The sequence below is a fragment of the Paraburkholderia sp. JHI2823 genome, assembly GCF_038900695.1.
Taxonomy (GTDB): domain Bacteria; phylum Pseudomonadota; class Gammaproteobacteria; order Burkholderiales; family Burkholderiaceae; genus Paraburkholderia; species Paraburkholderia mimosarum.
On record NZ_JAYMRY010000001.1, the window covers coordinates 302,807 to 320,446 of the forward strand.

Below are 17,640 nucleotides of genomic sequence, written 5' to 3' on the forward strand. Positions count from 1 at the left end.
GCTGGACCGAAAGCCCTTGCAGCAGTTCAGCCCTGGATTACTTCTGCTCGTCCTGCGCTTGCTGCAGGCCACGCTTGATCCACGCACCGAGATTGTGCGGCCGCACCGTATCCCACTCCTCGAACGGCTGATGGATCCACGGATTGGTCGGCAGATGCTGGACGAAATAGTCCGGCTTCACTTTCGAGCAGCCTTTGTACCAGAGCACCGCCGAACGCACGCCGGTCACCGCCGGATAGCGCTCCTTGAGGTGCTCCTGCACGCGCGCGAGCGTGACGCCCGAATCGACGAGGTCGTCGACGAGCAGCACATTGCCTTCCAGGTGACCGCGCGTCATCGTGATGTACTGCGCGATGTCGAGATCGCCCTGCTGCGTGCCTGCCGCTTCGCGGTACGAACTCGTGGCAAGAATGGCGAGCGGCAGGTCATAGATGCGCGAAAGCTGGTCGCCCACGCGCAGGCCGCCGCGCGCGAGACACAGGATCTGATCGAATTTCCAGCGCGATTCGTGCACCTGCAGGGCGAGCAATTCGATCAGCCGGTGATACTCGTCCCAGCCGACCCACAGGTGCTTGTCGTCGTTGCGCGGATCCGTCATTTGAATCATTTGTGCTTCTACCTCGTTGCTTCTTGTTCTTTACACCTTGAACGGATGACGCAGCAGGATCGTTTCGTCACGATCCGGACCGGTCGACACCATGTCGATCGGCACGCCGGCGACTTCCTGCACGCGCGAGAGGTAAGCCTGGGCGCTCTTCGGCAGCGCGTCCCATTGCGTGATGCCGATGGTGCTTTCGTTCCAGCCTTCAAAGGTCTCGTAGACCGGCTCGCACGCGGCCACCTGCGACGCACCGCGCGGCAGGATGTCGACGTCCTTGCCGTCGACCTTGTAGCCGACGCACAGCTTCACTTCGTCGAGGCCATCCAGCACGTCGAGCTTCGTGATGCACAGGCCCGTCACGCCGTTGATCTGGATCGAGCGGCGCAGCGCGGCGGCGTCGAGCCAGCCGGTGCGGCGCGGGCGGCCCGTGACCGAACCGAATTCCTTGCCCACCTTCGCGAGCGTGAGGCCCACTTCTTCCTGGCGGTCGGCGTTGTCGGCGTCGTACAGCTCGCTCGGGAACGGGCCCGAGCCCACGCGCGTGCAATACGCCTTGGTGATGCCGAGCACGTAGTTGAGCTTTTGCGGACCGACGCCCGCGCCCGCCGAAGCCGCGCCCGCGACGCAGTTGCTCGACGTGACGAACGGATAGGTGCCGTGGTCGATGTCGAGGAGCGTGCCTTGCGCGCCTTCGAACAGCAGGTTGCCGCCCTGGTGGTTCACGTCGTACAGACGTCGCGAAACATCCGTGACCATGGGCTTCAGACGCTCCGCGTACGAGAGCATCGTGTCGAGCGTTTGCTGGTAGTCCACCGGCGCCGCGCCCAGGTACTGCGTGAGCACGAAGTTGTGATAGTCGAGATTCTCGCGCAGACGCTCGGCGAACACTTCCGGCTCGAACAGGTCCTGCACGCGCAGACCACGGCGCGCGACCTTGTCTTCGTAGGCCGGACCGATGCCGCGACCCGTCGTACCGATCTTCGCCGCGCCGCGCTTCGCTTCGCGCGCCTGATCGATGGCGATGTGGTACGGGAGGATCAGCGTAGTCGCTTCGGAGATGAAAAGGCGCTTCTGGACGTCGATACCGGCTTCTTCGAGTTCGCCGATTTCCTTGAAGAGCGCCTCGGGCGAGAGCACCACGCCGTTGCCGATGTAGCAGGCGACGCCGGCGCGCATGATGCCCGAGGGGATCAGCCGGAGAATGGTCTTCTTGCCGCCGATGATGAGCGTATGGCCGGCGTTGTGACCGCCCTGGAAACGCACCACGCCTTGCGCGTGGTCCGTCAGCCAGTCGACGATCTTGCCCTTGCCCTCATCGCCCCATTGGGTGCCCACGACGACGACATTGCGCCCCGGGGTTACATTCACTGCGCTGGCAGACATGGTGTTTCGTTAGCTGGTTAAAAACGTATTTTACCTGGGTTCGGCGACAAGGCCGCCTTTTTTTCCGGAGATTCGCGGAATTTCCTTTTGCGCTCAACGGCATGCACGCTGCGAAGCGTGCTTCGGCGAGCGTGTGCGGCGGCGTTGCGGGCGGTATCAATGACCGCCCCGGTACCGCATCAGGCGCGCTGCTCGACGACCCAGACGCCGTCGCGCTCGACGAGCACGCGGTCGCACGCGAACTCGTCCATGTCGTGTTCGTGCCCCGGCAGCGCCTGGATCACGACCTCGCCCGCGTCGCGCAGCGCGGCGACGGCGGCGCGCAGCGCCTCGTCGTGACGCCACGGCGCGAGAATCGCGCTGCTGCGTGCTTCGACGGGCGAAATGCGCGCCACTTCGCGCAAGTCGAGCGAAAAACCCGTCGCCGCGCGAGCCCGGCCGTAGGCCACGCCCACCTTGTCGTAACGGCCGCCGCGCGCCACGGCGTTCGGCACGCCGTCCACGTAAGCCGAGAACATCACGCCGCTGTGGTACGCGTAGCCGCCGAGATCGGCGAGATCGATCATCAGTTCCGCGCCCTTGACCTCGCGAGCGAGGAACGCGAGGTCGTCGAGCGCACGGGCGATGCCGGCCAGCGCCGGCAGACGCGTGCGCGCCTCGTCGATCACACTGGCGTCGCCGTAGAGCGACGGCAGCGCACGCAGCGCGTCGCGCGACGCGGCTTCGAGGTTTTGCGTGAGTTCCGCGAGGCGCGGGACATCCTTGCCGGCGAGCGCCTCATACAATGCGTCGCCGAGCGCGGCCGCAGCCGGATCCGCCTCGAAGATCGCGGCGAGCACGCCCGCATGCGACAGGTCGAGGCGCACCTTCGCGAGACCCGCGAGGCGCAACGCGTCGAGCATCAGCTGCTGGATTTCGAGGTCGGCTTCGAGCCCTGCATGGCCGTACATTTCTGCGCCGATCTGGATCTGCTCGCGCGTCGCATGCAGGCCGCGCGGGAGCGTGTGCAGCACGTTGCCCGCGTAGCACAGGCGCGTCACGCCCTGGCGGTTCAGCAGATGTGCGTCGATGCGCGCGACCTGCGGCGTCATGTCGGCGCGCAGGCCGAGCGTGCGGCCCGAGAGCTGATCGACGAGCTTGAACGTGCGCAGGTTCAGGTCGCGGCCGCTGCCCACGAGCAGCGACTCGAGATACTCGAGCAGCGGCGGCATGACCATCTCGTAGCCATAGGCGCGGAAGCGGTCCAGCAGGCGGCGGCGCAGCTCTTCGATCTTGCGCGCTTCGGACGGCAGCACGTCCGCAATGTTCTCGGGAAGTAACCAGGTCGACATCGGTTGAGTCCTACGACAATGAGGGCCGTGCGCGGCAAGGCGCCACGCGGGCCGAAAATCCGGAATCCGGCGAAAAAACGCAACGGCGCACGACGGCAGCCAACCGCGCCGGTCGGCGATCCATCAGGTCGCCAGCATCAGCAGCACGAGGCCGAGTCCCATCACGATGAGCCCGCCGATCCGGATGTGATGCGGCGGCCGTTCCGCGATTTTACGAAATGTGTCGCGCCACGCCGTCGGAAAGACGAAGGGGAACATGCCCTCGATAATCAGCATCAACGCGATCGCGAGCAACAGGGAGCCAGCTATGTCCATGCGAAGAAATGCGCCGCGCAGTGCGCGGCGCGAGCGTCTCGTGTTGTCTAGTGTTTGCGCGGCGTGGCGGGAGCGGCCGATGTATCACCGCTATTGGCACCACCGTTAGGACCACGCATGAAGCGGAAGAACTCGCTCGACGAATCGACCACGATGACGTCGCCGGGCCGGAAGCTCTCGCGGTACGCCAGCATGCTCCGATAGAACCGGTAGAAGTCCGGGTCGCGCCCGAACGCCTCGGCGGCGATCGCGGCGGCCTTGCCGTCGCCCTCGCCCTTGATGGCTTGCGCCTCGCCGTAAGCGTCGGCCACCACGCCCTGCTGCTTGCGCTGTGCATCGTCCTTGATCTGCTGCGCCTCGGCCGCGCCCTTGGCGCGGATATCGGCAGCGGCCTGCTCGCGCGCAGCGCTCATCCGCTTGAAGACCGTTTCGGCCTGTTCGGGCGTGTAATCGACGCGCGTGAGCTCGATCGCGATCACGTCGATGCCGAGCGGCGCCGCGGCTTGCCTGAGCGCGTCGCGCGCGCCGCCGGCGATGGCTTCCTGCTGCGCGAGCGCCTCGGTGAGCGTGACTTTCGATATCGCATCGCCGATCGCGTCGCGCGAAAGCGAGGCGAGACGGTCGGAAAGCGTCTGCGCATCGCCCTTCGTGGCAGCAAAGAGCTTGAGCGGATCGGCAATGCGATAGCGCACGACCGGGTTCACGAGCAGCTCGATCTTGTCCGAGGTCGTGTGGCGATCGGCATCGGGTGCGTCGAAGGCCTGGATGCGCGTATCGATGAAGGTGACGGTCTGGAACGGCGGCGGCAGCTTCACGTGCAGCCCGGGACCCGCGAGCGTGGCATTGGCCCCACCCGACGAGGAAACGATGGCCACGTGGCGCGGATCCACCATGAAGACGGCGGACGAGGCGACCAGCGCCACAACCACGACGGCGACGACGAGCGCAATAATCTTGTTCATGTTGGCGCTCCCGTTATTGCGCGTCGTCTTCGCGGCCGCGCGAGCGGAACGCGTCGCGCGAACGGAAGGCGTCGCTCGCGGCGGCTGCCGCGTCACTGGCCGTGGCGGCGGGCGTCGCGCCTTGCTGCTGCGCGCCTTGCGGTTGGGTACCCTGTTGGGTACCCTGCTGCGTGCCCTGCTGCTGCACGCCTTGCTGCGACTCGCTGCCGACTGCGGGCGCGGAAGCGGCGCCAGCCGCCGACGCGGCGCTGGCCGAAGCCGCAGCCGCGCCCGCAGCGCCGGTCGCCGCGGCGGCGCGTTGACGCGTCTCGTCGACCAGCTTGTCGAGCGGGAGATAGATCACGTTGTTGCCCGACTTGTTGTCGACGAACACCTTCGTCGCATTCGCGTAGATGTTCTGCATCGTGTCGAGATACATGCGCTCGCGAATCACCGCGGGCGCCTTCGCGTATTGCTCGTAGACCCGCGTGAAGCGTTGCGCGTCGCCCTGCGCCTGCGCGACCACGCGCTCGCTGTACGCCTTGGCGTCGTCGATGAGACGCGCTGCGTCGGCCTGTGCGCGCGGCAACAGCTGGTCGGCATAGGCCTGCGCGTCGCGCTTCGCGCGATCGCGCTCCTGGCGCGCCTTCGCCTCGTCGTCGAGTGCGGCCTGCACCTGGTCCGGCGCCGAAACGCCCTGGATCGCCACGCCGGTCACGCCGAGGCCCGTCTTGTATTCATCGAGCGCATGCTGGATCGTATCGGCGAGTTGCGCGCGGATCGGCTCGCGGTCCGCATAGAGCAGATCGCTCGTGCTGCGTGCGCCCGCCACGGTGCGCACCGCCGCCTGCGCCGCCTGTGTGACGGCGAGGTCGGGATCGACGCTGCGAAAGAGATAGTCGGTTGGCTGCTTCACCTGGTACTGCACGGTGAAGCGCACGTTGAGAATGTCGCCATCGTGCGTAATGACTGCGGCGTCCTTCACGTTGGCCGCACGCACGAGGTTGCTGCGGCCGATTTCGATGGTGCGGATCTGACCGATATTGACGATTTCATGAGTCTGGAACGGATACGGCATGCGCCAGTGCACGCCCTGGCCGACCGTATGGCGGTACTGGCCGAACTGAAGCACCACGCCCGCCTGCCCTTCCTGAACCACGAACACGCCGCTGCCCACGTAGATCGCGATCAGCACGCCGAGCACGATGCCCACGCCAATGCGCGCACCGTGCCCATTGTCGGGACGCGGCCCAAAGCCGCCGGGGCCCTTGCCCTTGCGCCCGAAGAAAGCAGACATGCGGCGGTTGAAGTCCCGCCACATTTCATCGAGATCCGGCGGACCGTCCCCCTTGTCGCCGTTGTTGCCAGGCGGGCGACGCCCGTCATCAGAACGCTGGCCATTGCCCTCGCCTCGCCCCCAACGCGGGTCGTTCAGCGAGAAAATGGCGCGCGCGCGCTGCCAGCCAGTCCGCTTGTTGTAATCGTTCACCTGTGTTCGTTCACCAGAGTAGACAGCGGGTCAATTGCGTGCGGAATCGATCGGGAGCCGCTGGGCCGGCCTTGCGTGCAAGGGCGGTGCGGGCGCGCTTCAGCGCTCGTGCTCGGGTTCCCAGCGAGGCTCTTGCTGCGCCGCATGCCAGTCGGAGGCCAGTGGCTGCGACGCGTCGACTAGCGGCTCGGCAGTCGCGATTTCGGCGATGACGGAGCGCAGCGCATCCAGTCCGACACCCGTGCGTGCGCTCAAAAAGACGCGCGAAATATTACCATATTCATCGCGCTCGACCGTTCCGCCGCGGGCCGCCAGTTCAGGCACGGCGTCGATCTTGTTGAAGACGAGCACCTGGCGGATCGTGTCGGCGCCGATATCTCGCAGCACCTCGTTCACCTGATCGATCTGGTCGAGGCGCACGGCGCTCGATGCATCCACCACATGCAGCAGCAGGTCGGCCTGAACCGTTTCCTGCAGCGTTGCGCGAAACGCGGCGACGAGCTGGTGAGGCAGCTCACGGATGAACCCCACCGTATCCGAGAGCACGATCTGACCGACTTCATCGCCGAGCCAGACGCGCCGCGAGGTCGTATCGAGCGTGGCGAACAGCTGGTCGGCAGCGTAGGCCTGCGCCTTCGTGAGTGCATTGAAGAGCGTGGACTTGCCGGCGTTGGTGTAGCCCACGAGCGAAACCGACATCGTGCGGTTGCGCTCGCGCTGGCGCCGTTGCGTGCCGTGCTGGCGACGCAGCTTCGCGAGCTTGCCCTGCAGCATCTTGATGCGCTCGCCGATGAGCCGGCGGTCGGTCTCGAGCTGCGTTTCACCGGGGCCGCGCAGGCCGATACCGCCCTTTTGGCGCTCGAGGTGAGTCCAGGCGCGCACAAGACGCGTGGCAAGGTACTGCAATTGCGCGAGCTCGACCTGCAGCTTGCCTTCGTGGCTGCGCGCGCGCTGCGCGAAGATATCGAGAATGAGGCTCGTGCGGTCGATCACGCGGCGATCGAGCGCACGCTCCAGGTTCCGTTGCTGGGCCGGCGACAGTGCGTGATTGAAAATGACGATTTCGATGTCGTTGGCTTCGCAGGCGAGACGCAGCTCGTCTGCCTTGCCGCTGCCGATGAACATGGCAGCATCGGGGCTGGCGCGACGACCGGTGAGCGTGACGGCAGGATGTGCGCCCGCGCTTTTGGCGAGCAGGCTGAGTTCTTCGAGACTGGCTTCGAAGTCGGTCTTGCCGAAGTCGATGCCGACGAGTGCGGCGTTGATCAAATTAGCGGATGTCAAAATGAAAGCGGCCGGACCCGAGCAGCCTGTGACGCGCCCCGGGCCGACCGCGTCATGGGTCAGGACGCTTCCGCATCCGGGTGGAAGTTCACCGGACGTGCCGGGACCACCGTGGAAATGGCGTGCTTGTAAACCATTTGCGTAACCGTATTACGGAGCAACACGACGTACTGGTCGAACGATTCGATGTTCCCTTGAAGCTTGATGCCGTTGACCAGATAGATCGAAACAGGCACGTGCTCCTTGCGCAGCGCGTTCAGAAACGGGTCTTGTAACAATTGCCCTTTGTTGCTCATAGCAAACTCCGTATTTTTTTGCAGGTTTAACTTATATTGGGATGAAGAAAAAGAAATCCACCACCAATCGCTACACTATAGCTGATTCTCGTTCCCCCGCGCGGTTCCTGGCGGTTCGGCCAGGAGGGCTGCGAGGGGTAGCGAACGCTACTCAGCCAGAGTCTAGTTTTTTTCTGTATAGGGATTCGTCGACGAGCGAAACTCTATGCGCAATGGAGTGCCCGTGAGCGAGAAAGTTTCGCGGAAACGGTTTTCCAGATAGCGCTTGTAGGTGTCCGTCACGGCGTCGAGCGCATTGCCGTGAATGACGATGATCGGCGGGTTCTGTCCCCCCTGGTGCGCGTAGCGCAGCTTCGGACGCACCGGGCCGCGGCGGCGCGGCTGCTGGAATTCCACCGCTTCGATGAGCGCGCGCGTGAGCTTGGGCGTGGGCAGCTTCGCCATGGCGGCGGCGTAGGCGTCATCGACCGAGCGCATGAGCGCGCCGATGCCGAACTTCTCCGTCGCCGAAATGAAGTGCATCTTCGCGAAGTCGAGGAACTTGAGCTTGCGTTGCAGGTGATGCTTGGTGCGATCGCGCGCATGATCGTCCATGCCGTCCCACTTGTTCACGCCCACCACGAGTGCGCGGCCCTGTTCCACCACGAAGCCCGCGATATGGGCGTCCTGGTCCGAAACTTCCTGCTGCGCATCGAGCAGCAGGATCACCACGTTGGCGTCGGCGATCGACTGCAGCGTCTTGACCACCGAGAACTTCTCGATCGCCTCGAAGACCTTGCCGCGGCGGCGCAGGCCGGCCGTATCGATCAGCGTGTACTTCTTGCCGTTGCGCTCGAAATCGACATAAATCGAATCGCGCGTGGTGCCCGGCATGTCGAAGGCGATCACGCGGTCTTCGCCGATCAGCGTATTGACGAGCGTGGACTTGCCGACGTTCGGGCGGCCCACGATCGCAATCTTCACGCCGTGCTTCGCGGCGTCTTCTTCGCTTTCCTCGGGGTGGTCTGCGTAGGCCTTCTCGAGCGCCTCGTTGATCATCTCCGTCACGCCGTCGCCGTGCGCGGCGGAAATCGCGCGCGGATCGCCGAGACCGAGTTCGTAGAAGTCGGCCGCCACTGCGCTGTACTTCATGCCCTCGGCCTTGTTGACGACGAGGAAGATCGGCCGGCCGGTCTTGCGCAGGTAATCGGCGATGTGCTTGTCCTGCGGCGCGAGGCCGTTGCGGCCGTCGCAAATGAACACGACGATATCGGCCTCTTCCACGGCCTGGCGCGTCTGGCGCGCCATCTCGTGCAGGATGCCGTCCTTCGCGACCGGCTCGAAGCCGCCGGTGTCGACCACGAGATACGCGCGATCGCCCACGCGCCCTTCACCGTAGTGGCGGTCGCGCGTGAGGCCCGGCAGGTCGGCCACCAGCGCATCGCGCGAACGCGTGAGCCGGTTGAACAGCGTGGATTTCCCCACATTGGGGCGCCCGACGAGGGCGATTACGGGTTTCATCTGATCTTTTCTACAGTAAGGCGCGGCGCCGGAAAAGTCCGGCGCGCTGCGCGGCAAGTCCCGCGCCTGCGGGGTTGCGTCAGTTGCAAATTATCACGAAATTCACGAGCGGAGCCGCGGCCCCGAGCTGAAAGTGCGAAGCGACGGGGGCCGGTCGCCGCGCATCCGCCAGGCGGCGGAACGGTGGACGGCAGGCTCGCTGTTCGCCGCCGTGAAATGCGCTCGGCCGGCTCGAGCCGGCCTGTGTAAAAGGCGCCGGACCCAGGCCTCGTCGACGGCATGCATCAGACTGCCGCTCGCGAGATGCGGTCACTGCATCTGCATGCCACGCGAGTGTGCTGGTTCACGCGCCAGCCGCAGGGGCTGGCATGCAATGGACGGCGACCATCCGGGCAGCCACTCCCGGCAGACGATGCTTAATGCGGACGCAGACCGTACAGGTCGCCGTCCTTCGTCTGCACGACCAGCGTGTTGCCGGCGAGTACGGGGGCCGCCGTAATCGGGCTGCCGTCGGTCTTCACGCGCGAGACGAAGCTGCCGTCATCGAGTGAGAGGAAATGGACGTAGCCCTCGAAGTCGCCGAGCACGACCGCGTGGCCCAGCAAGGCAGGCACGCTCACGTCGCGGCTCTTGAGCTTTTCATTGGTCCAGGTCGGCTGGCCGCTCGAAACGCTGAAGGCCTTCACGACCGACCAGTCGTCGCCACCCACCACCGTCGTTTCGTCCTGGGCGATACCGCTCGTGCTCGAGAACGCCTTTTGCCACATCGGTCGGCCCGAGTTCGCATCGAAACAGCCAAGCTGCCCCTGGAACGTCACCGCGCAGGTCGTCGCGCCGACGAGCGTGGGGGGACCGCTCACGTCGTTGATCCGCTCGACTTCCGTCACGCCCTTCGGGTACGAAACCGGGGTCTCCCAGAACGCGTCGCCGCTCGCCAGGTTGATCGCAGCGAACGAGCCACCCGGGAAGCCCGCCAAGACCGCCTGATCGCCCGCGAACGTCATACCCGAAGAAACGCGCAGATTCAGCGGCACGGCGCGATTACGGTAGATCCATTTCTGCTCGCCCGTTTGCCCGTTGAAGGCGACGATCTGGCCGTCGATCGTGCGCACGATCACGAGGCCGTTACCCACGAGCGGCGGCGAGATGATCTCGCCAGGCGCCCTGGCCTGCCACGAGAGCTTGCCGTTCGCGTCGAGCACGTACACGTCGCCCTTCAGGCCGCCGACAGCCGTGAGATTGCCGTCGCTGCCCACGCCCGCCGAAATGTCGTCCTTGAGCTTCGTGCGCCAGATGTCCTTGCCCGACGCCGCGTCGATCTTCGCGACCGAGCCGTTCTCGCCCGCCGCGTAGACGGTGTCGCCCACGGCGACCGGCGAGAACAGGTAGCGACCGGCCTTGCCGACGCTCGTCTTCCACACCTGCTGGACGTCCAGCGCCGGCTTGAACTCCGTCAGCGGCACCGGCACGCGGCGCACGTCTTTCGTCGATGAACAGGCTGCGAGAGCCAGGACGGTCATCGCGAAAGCGACGGGCACAACGGTTCGTTTCAGCAGATTCATCGGTGAACGACGCATGAATGAAGTTTCTTTTGAATGGTTTCGCAATGCCACGCACGCATTGGGCGCGATCGGCACGATGATCACGACCGGCCGCTTAGCCGCCCAGCGCGTCCAGCTTGAACTGGATCAACTGGCGCTCGGAAGCGTCGCTCTTCGGCAGGCTGTCGAGCGCGAGCTTGTAGGCCGCACGCGCTTCGTCGCGCTTGCCGGCGGCCGCGAGCAGGTCGCCCCGGCCGTCTGCCACGATGCCCTTGAACGGACCCGAATCCGGCTGCGGAATCAGCGCAAGGCCCTGATCGTAGGCCTTCTCGTCGAGCAGGAGCGAAGCGAGGCGCAGCTTTGCGACCTGGCGGAATTCGTCGTCCTTAGCGTGGTCGGCGGCCCACTGCAGCTGCGCCTTCGCGCCGGCCGTGTCGCCCGCCATATAGAGCGCCTTGGCCACGGCCAGCGCTGTCATCTGCGCGTAGGCGGTGCCGCCGAAGCGGTCTTCCATGTCGGACCCGATGCGCGTGAGCATCGCCTTGTCGCTGCTGTTCGCGGCCTGCTGCACCTGGTCGTACAGCACGGCAGCTTCGGCCGCCTGGCGGCGCTGCCAGAAGTTCCAGCCATTCCATGCGGCGAGCGCGAGCAGAACGATCAGCACGACCCACGTAGTGGCGTTACCCCACTGCGCCCACCATGCCTTGAAGCTCTCGATCGATTCCTGTTCGTCGTGGTAACTCATCGCGTAGCGATTCCTCGTTTATTCTCAAGCCTGTTTTCGAATGCGCCGCGACCCCGGCGGCCCGCCTGGGCGGCCGCTTCAGTCCTCGCCGTCTTCGGCGGATGCAACCATCGCATTGATCAGATATTCGGTCAAGTCCTCAAGCGCTACCGTTTGTTGCTCGCTGCGAGCCTCCTCAGCGGTACCGCGCAGCGCCTTCACACCGGCCTCGCCCTTCGCCACTTCGTCCTCGCCGAGCACCACGGCGAACGCCGCGCCGCTCGCATCCGCGCGCTTCATCTGCGACTTGAAGCTCGCGCTCTGGCCATCGGCACTGCAATGCAGGATCACGTCGAGGCCCGTGTCGCGCAGGCGCTCGGCCACGATGAACGCCTTCTCGCGCGCGGCTTCGCCCTGGTGAACGACGTAGACATCGCAACCTTCTTCCTGCGGCACGAGATCCTCTTCCTTGAGCAGTTCGAGAATGCGCTCGATGCCCATGGCCCAGCCGCACGCGGCCGTCGGCTTGCCGCCCAGCTGCTCGATCAGCGGATCGTAGCGGCCGCCCGCCGCGACGGTGCCCTGCGCGCCGAGCTTGTCGGTCACCCATTCGAACACGGTCAGATTGTAGTAATCGAGACCGCGCACGAGACGCGGATTGATCGTGAACGGAATGTTGTTCGACTTGAGGATGCGCTGCAGCCCTTCGAAGTGCGCGCGCGAGGCCTCACCGAGGAAATCGATCAGCTTCGGCGCCTTGTTCGCGATCTCCTGCAGCGCGGGATTCTTCGTGTCGAGCACGCGCAGCGGGTTCGTGTAGAGGCGGCGCTTGCCGTCTTCGTCGAGCAGATCGACGTGCTGCTCGAGATACTTGATGAGCTCGACGCGATGCGCCGCGCGCTCTTCGGCCACGCCGAGGGAATTGATCTCGAGCTTGATGCCGGTGAGGCCGAGATCGTCCCAGAGCCGCTGGCACATCAGGATGATTTCCGCGTCCGCATCGGGACCCGCGAAACCCAGCGCCTCGACGCCCACCTGATGGAACTGACGATAGCGGCCGCGCTGCGGACGCTCGTGACGGAACATCGGGCCGATGTACCACAGGCGCTTCGGGCCGTCATAGAGCATGTTGTGCTCGATCGTCGCGCGCACGGCCGCCGCCGTGCCTTCGGGGCGCAGCGTGAGGTTCTCGCCGTTGAGCGCGTCGGTGAAGCTGTACATCTCTTTTTCGACGATGTCGGTCACTTCGCCGATGCCGCGCGTGAAGAGCTGCGTATGCTCGACGATCGGCGTGCGCAGATTTTGATAGCCGTACGAACGAAGCATGGACTTCACCGTGGTTTCGAAGAATTCCCACAGCCCTGCCTCCTGCGGCAGGATGTCGTTCATGCCCTTCACGCCCGTGAGCTTTTCGGGCTTGCGTTTTTGTTCAGTCATTGCGTTGCGGATGGACTTTCCGTGTATGCGTACGTGATCGTGCGTGGCTGGTCGTGCGAGTCGTGCAAGGGGCCGTGTCTGGCCGCGCGGATTGATCCGCGCGCTCAGTTCGTCACTTCGGCCTTGCCGTACTTGCGCGCGACGTAGTCGCTCACGATCTGCTGGAATTCTTCGGCAATGCGCTCACCGCGCAGCGTCTTCACCTTCTCGCCGTCGATGAACACCGGCGCAGCGGGATTCTCGCCCGAGCCCGGCAGGCTGATGCCGATGTTCGCGTGCTTCGATTCGCCCGGGCCGTTCACGATGCAACCCATGACGGCCACGTTCATCGTCTCGACGCCCGGATATTCATCGCGCCAGAGCGGCATTTGCGCGCGCAGATAGTTCTGGATCTGCGAAGCAAGTTCCTGGAACAGCGTGCTCGTGGTGCGGCCGCAGCCGGGGCACGCGATGACCATCGGCGTGAACGAACGCAAGCCCATGGTCTGCAGGATTTCCTGGCCGACCACCACTTCACCCGTGCGCGAGGCGCCCGGCTCCGGCGTGAGCGAGATACGGATCGTGTCGCCAATGCCCTGCTGGAGCAGGACCGAAAGCGCGGCCGTCGAAGCGACGATGCCCTTCGATCCCATGCCCGCTTCGGTGAGCCCCAGGTGCAGCGCGAAATCGCAACGCTTCGCGAGTTGCTGGTAGACGGCGATCAAGTCCTGCACGCCGCTCACCTTGCACGAGAGAATGATCTTGTCGCGGCCAAGCCCGAGTTCGACCGCGCGCTCCGCCGAGCCGATGGCCGACTGGATGAGCGCTTCGTACATCACGCTCTGCGCTTCCCACGGCTCCCTGCGCGCGCCGTTCTCGTCCATCATGCGCGCGAGCAGGTCCTGGTCGAGGCTGCCCCAGTTCACGCCGATGCGCACCGGCTTGTCGTACTTGATGGCCGCTTCGATCATCTGCGCGTACTGCGTATCGCGTTTCGCACCCTGGCCGACGTTGCCCGGGTTGATGCGGTATTTCGAGAGGGCTTCCGCGCATGCGGGGTAGTCACGCAGCAGCAGGTGTCCGTTGTAGTGAAAGTCGCCGACGAGCGGCACCGTCACGCCCATGCGGTCGAGCTGCTCGCGGACGTGCGGCACGGCCGCCGCCGCTTCGGGCGTGTTGACCGTGATGCGCACGAGCTCCGAGCCGGCTTGCGCGAGTTCCTTGATCTGGATCGCGGTGCCGATCGCGTCGGCGGTGTCCGTGTTGGTCATCGACTGCACGCGCACCGGCGCGTCGCCGCCGATCGTCACCAGCTGGCCGCCCCAGCGCACATGCACGGCGTGCGACTTGCGGCGCGGCGCGTGGCCGCCGAGGATCGGCTCGTTCGAGCAGATCTGACTGTTGCTGGTCGAGGATTGCGTTTCGCTTTGCATCGAAAAACCCATTTACGCCTCACGCGCACCGGGGCTGACTAGTCAGCGGCGGCACAGCATGAATTGAAAAAGCGTCGCGGCCGGCAACTGGTACTTGCCTCACCGCGACGCATGCCATGTTGCAATCAGGGCAGCACGAAGCGCGCGACATTGCCCCGCGCCGACGCGTACTTCGCCGCGTCGACCGGCTGACCATCGATCGTCATCGACTCGATGCCGGCCTTGTTGCCCACGGTGACCTTGAGCGGCTCCGTACCGGTGATCTCACGGGCGTCGCTGCCGTGGATCATGCCCGAGAACACTTCCTTCCCGTCCTTCTGGCGCACGCTCACCCAGGTGTCCTGCGTCACGCGGATCGCGAATGTCGAGGTGTCCGCGCCGCTGTCCGCGTTGGTGACGGCAGTCGTGCCTGGTGCAGCCTCCGTTGCCTTGGCGGCCGGTGCGCTCGCCGCCTGTGCGTGTGCTGCGCTGGCCACGCTGGCCGGCGCGGCCGCCGGCGCAGCGCTCGCAGCAGCAGGACGCGCGACTTGTGGCGCGGGCTGTTGCGCGGCCTGCGCCGCCGGTTGCGGCATGGCCTGCGGGGCCGGTTGCTGCGTAGTCTGCTGAGCAGCCTGCGGCGCGCTTGCCGCAGCGCCTTGATCGGGGGCTGCGCTGCCGTTGTCACCCGCGTAGCTTGGGGCCGCATCGCTTGCATCGCCACTTGCCGGCGTGGCCGACGGGTCCACGCCCTGAACGGCCGATGCGCCAGCGGAGCCGGTCGCCTCGCCTTGCGTCACCGTGGGCGACGAGCTGCCCGACTGTACGCTCGCGCCATTCGCCATTGCCTTCATGCGCGCAAACCAGGCCGACGATTCGCCGCTGTTTGTGTGCCACATGGAAAGGGCGAGCACCGCGATCGCGATGATCGCCACGCCCCACAGCCACGAAGCGCGACGGCGCGGCGCCCGTGCGCCGCTGCCCCCAAGCGAGAGCGACACCCGTCCGCGCGGCAGATCGGAGCCGGCCGACGCGGGCATCGACAGATCCGGCTGCGCGATGCCGCGCTCGCGGCGCAGCGCCTGTGTGAACGGCGTGGAGTCCGTGCCAAGCAGCTTCGCGTAGGCCCGCACGACGCCCAGTGCGAATGTCGTATCCGGCAGATGACTGATGTCGCCGGCTTCGAGTTCGCGCAGCTTCGACACCGACACCTTCAGACGCGCCGAGACGTCCTCGATGGCCCAGCCCTTCGACTCGCGCAACTGCGCGAGTCGCGCGCCGGCCGCGGCCAGCGTATCGGGGACCGCCTGCACCGGCGAGGGCGTCGCGCCCTGTACCGAACGATCAGCGTTGCTGTCAGTTCCGTCTGTACCGAAAGGGTGCTGCGGCTCGCTCATCCCAAAGTCCTTGCGTCGATTCTTTTCAATACTGGAACCGGTGGGCCGCCTTTAGCCCCGCCTCAACCCGATTCGCAGACCGTTTATAACAAAATGCGCGGCTCGTCGTCAGTCCACTCGCCGCTTCCGATCGCTTCTGCAACGTCTATTTCGATACTGCCAACGACCGCGCGTTTCCCCGCACGCCGCCGTGGGCCCTCCTCATGCCGGATCAGTGCTGAACCGGCCGCACCTCGATGATCTTGCCCCCTGCCCGGCCCGTCCGTTCAGCAAGGCGCGTACGGTCCTTCACCTCGCCGGCGAGCTGACCGCAGGCCGCGTCGATGTCGTCGCCGCGCGTCTTGCGCACGGTGGTGACGACGCCCGCATCCATCAGGATCTGCGCAAAGCGCTTGATCTGCTCCGATTTCGAGCGCAGCAGACCCGATTCCGGAAACGGATTGAACGGGATCAAGTTGAACTTGCAGGGCACGTCGCGCGTTACGGCGAGCAATTCGCGCGCGTGCTTTTCGGTGTCGTTCACGCCGTCGAGCATGCAGTACTCGAACGTGATGAAATCGCGCGGTGCGACTTCGAGATAACGCTGGCACGCCGCCATCAACTCGCGCAGCGGGTACTTGCGGTTGAGCGGCACGAGTTCGTCGCGCAGCGCGTCGTTCGGCGCGTGCAGTGAAACGGCGAGCGCCACGGGCAAGTCAGCCCCGAGGCGGTCCATCATCGGGACCACGCCCGAGGTGGAGAGCGTGACGCGCCGGCGCGACAGGCCGTAGGCGTTGTCGTCGAGCATCAGACGCATGGCGGGTACCACGGCGTCGTAGTTCAGGAGCGGCTCACCCATGCCCATCATCACGACGTTCGTGATGACGCGTTCGCCCTTGCCATCCCCGCCGGTCGCGCGCCCGCCTGCCTCGCCACGCAGCGAAGCGCGCAAGGCGAATTCCGCCATGCGCAACTGGCCGATGATCTCGGCGGTGGTGAGGTTGCGTGAGAAACCTTGCTTGCCGGTCGAGCAGAACCGGCAGTTGACCGCGCATCCCGCCTGCGATGACACGCACAGCGTGCCGCGATTGTCTTCGGGGATGAACACGGTTTCGACCGCGTTGCCGTTGCCGACGTCCACGAGCCATTTGCGCGTGCCATCGGAGGAAACGTTGTCGCTGATGATGCCGGGCATGCCGATGATGGCGCGCCCTTTCAGCTTCTCGCGCAGCGATTTGGCCAGATCGGTCATGCCGTCGAAGTCGGCGGCGTTGTACTGATGGATCCAGCGCTGAAGCTGTTTGGCGCGAAACGGCTTCTCGCCCAGGCTTTCGCAATATGCGACGAGCCCTTGGGCGTCGAGATCGAGAAGGTTGACGGTGGAACTGCTCGTCATGTCGAATCCTGCCATTTCAGTGCGAGAGCGCGCCCACCGACCGCATTACCCGGGAACCTGCGCACTTGCGCGGCACCCCGAACCGGACGGTGAGCGTCATTGCCGTTCGCGACCCTATGCTACTACTGCAGTCTGCTCGCGCCGTGCTTAGCGCGAGTAGACGTTGACTTGCGGGAAGAAAAACGCGATTTCCACGGCAGCCGTTTCAGCAGCGTCCGAACCGTGCACGGCGTTCGCATCGATGCTGTCGGCGAAGTCGGCGCGGATCGTGCCGGCCTCTGCCTTCTTCGGGTCGGTCGCGCCCATCAGTTCGCGGTTCTTCAGGATGGCGTTCTCGCCTTCCAGCGCCTGAACCATCACCGGGCCGGAAACCATGAAGTCCACGAGGTCCTTGAAGAACGGACGCGCTGCGTGAACAGCATAGAACTTCTCTGCGTCAGCGCGCGAGAGGTGAACCATGCGAGCGGCAACGATCTTCAGACCAGCGTTTTCGAAGCGGCTGTAGATCTGGCCGATCACGTTCTTTGCCACTGCGTCCGGCTTGATAATCGACAGGGTGCGTTCGATCGCCATAAAAACTCCAGAAAATTAAGAGGTTACAGATTCAAATGAATCCGCAATTGTAGCATGTTCCCATG

At 65.2% G+C, this 17,640-nt stretch carries 15 protein-coding genes and 1 pseudogene; all 16 read right to left on the reverse strand.

The window, feature by feature from the left end; genetic code table 11:
* Positions 1-37: 37 nt before the first annotated feature.
* The 16 genes and pseudogenes from VSR34_RS01500 to ndk all read right to left on the reverse strand — a co-directional run bounded on the left by VSR34_RS01500 (position 38) and on the right by ndk (position 17,575).
* Positions 38-607, reverse strand: a complete 570-nt coding sequence (locus tag VSR34_RS01500) for a phosphoribosyltransferase (protein ID WP_028210021.1) — start codon at positions 605-607, stop codon at positions 38-40.
* 30 nt (positions 608-637) lie between these two features.
* Positions 638-1,984: an adenylosuccinate synthase gene (locus VSR34_RS01505; RefSeq protein WP_028210022.1), complete on the reverse strand. Its 1,347-nt coding sequence runs from the start codon at positions 1,982-1,984 to the stop codon at positions 638-640.
* 179 nt (positions 1,985-2,163) lie between these two features.
* On the reverse strand, positions 2,164-3,315 hold the full coding sequence (locus tag VSR34_RS01510; protein WP_028210023.1) for an ATP phosphoribosyltransferase regulatory subunit: 1,152 nt from the start codon (positions 3,313-3,315) through the stop codon (positions 2,164-2,166).
* 123 nt (positions 3,316-3,438) lie between these two features.
* Positions 3,439-3,630, reverse strand: a complete 192-nt coding sequence (locus tag VSR34_RS01515) for a DUF2065 domain-containing protein (protein ID WP_028210024.1) — start codon at positions 3,628-3,630, stop codon at positions 3,439-3,441.
* A gap of 47 nt (positions 3,631-3,677) precedes the next feature.
* Positions 3,678-4,592, reverse strand: coding sequence for a protease modulator HflC (locus tag VSR34_RS01520; RefSeq protein ID WP_342961699.1), 915 nt, complete (start codon positions 4,590-4,592; stop codon positions 3,678-3,680).
* 13 nt (positions 4,593-4,605) lie between these two features.
* The gene (hflK, locus tag VSR34_RS01525; RefSeq protein WP_028210026.1) at positions 4,606-6,060 is read right to left on the reverse strand and encodes an FtsH protease activity modulator HflK; all 1,455 of its coding nucleotides are present in this window, start codon (positions 6,058-6,060) and stop codon (positions 4,606-4,608) included.
* A 180-nt stretch (positions 6,061-6,240) separates the two neighbouring features.
* Positions 6,241-7,344 (reverse strand): annotated as a pseudogene (gene hflX, locus VSR34_RS01530) (GTPase HflX); the annotation flags it as partial.
* A 59-nt stretch (positions 7,345-7,403) separates the two neighbouring features.
* Positions 7,404-7,640, reverse strand: coding sequence for an RNA chaperone Hfq (hfq, locus tag VSR34_RS01535; RefSeq protein WP_028210028.1), 237 nt, complete (start codon positions 7,638-7,640; stop codon positions 7,404-7,406).
* 162 nt (positions 7,641-7,802) lie between these two features.
* A complete protein-coding gene (gene der, locus VSR34_RS01540) occupies positions 7,803-9,140 on the reverse strand; it encodes a ribosome biogenesis GTPase Der (protein ID WP_028210029.1) in 1,338 nt (445 codons plus the stop codon).
* Positions 9,141-9,556: 416 nt separating this feature from the next.
* Positions 9,557-10,702 carry an outer membrane protein assembly factor BamB gene (gene bamB / locus VSR34_RS01545; RefSeq protein WP_028210030.1) on the reverse strand — a complete coding sequence of 382 codons (1,146 nt, stop codon included), beginning with the start codon at positions 10,700-10,702 and terminating at the stop codon, positions 9,557-9,559.
* Positions 10,703-10,796: 94 nt separating this feature from the next.
* Complete coding sequence (locus VSR34_RS01550) at positions 10,797-11,426, reverse strand: tetratricopeptide repeat protein (protein WP_028210031.1); 630 nt, start codon at positions 11,424-11,426, stop codon at positions 10,797-10,799.
* Positions 11,427-11,504: 78 nt separating this feature from the next.
* Complete coding sequence (gene hisS, locus VSR34_RS01555; RefSeq protein WP_028210032.1) at positions 11,505-12,842, reverse strand: histidine--tRNA ligase; 1,338 nt, start codon at positions 12,840-12,842, stop codon at positions 11,505-11,507.
* Between the two features lie 104 nt (positions 12,843-12,946).
* Entirely contained in the window at positions 12,947-14,254 is a 1,308-nt protein-coding gene (gene ispG / locus VSR34_RS01560) for a flavodoxin-dependent (E)-4-hydroxy-3-methylbut-2-enyl-diphosphate synthase (protein WP_028210033.1), read from the reverse strand.
* A 125-nt stretch (positions 14,255-14,379) separates the two neighbouring features.
* The gene (locus tag VSR34_RS01565) at positions 14,380-15,627 is read right to left on the reverse strand and encodes a helix-turn-helix domain-containing protein (RefSeq protein ID WP_342961700.1); all 1,248 of its coding nucleotides are present in this window, start codon (positions 15,625-15,627) and stop codon (positions 14,380-14,382) included.
* A 211-nt stretch (positions 15,628-15,838) separates the two neighbouring features.
* The gene (rlmN, locus tag VSR34_RS01570; RefSeq protein WP_342961701.1) at positions 15,839-17,002 is read right to left on the reverse strand and encodes a 23S rRNA (adenine(2503)-C(2))-methyltransferase RlmN; all 1,164 of its coding nucleotides are present in this window, start codon (positions 17,000-17,002) and stop codon (positions 15,839-15,841) included.
* Between the two features lie 147 nt (positions 17,003-17,149).
* A complete protein-coding gene (ndk, locus tag VSR34_RS01575; protein ID WP_028210036.1) occupies positions 17,150-17,575 on the reverse strand; it encodes a nucleoside-diphosphate kinase in 426 nt (141 codons plus the stop codon).
* Positions 17,576-17,640: the final 65 nt, after the last annotated feature.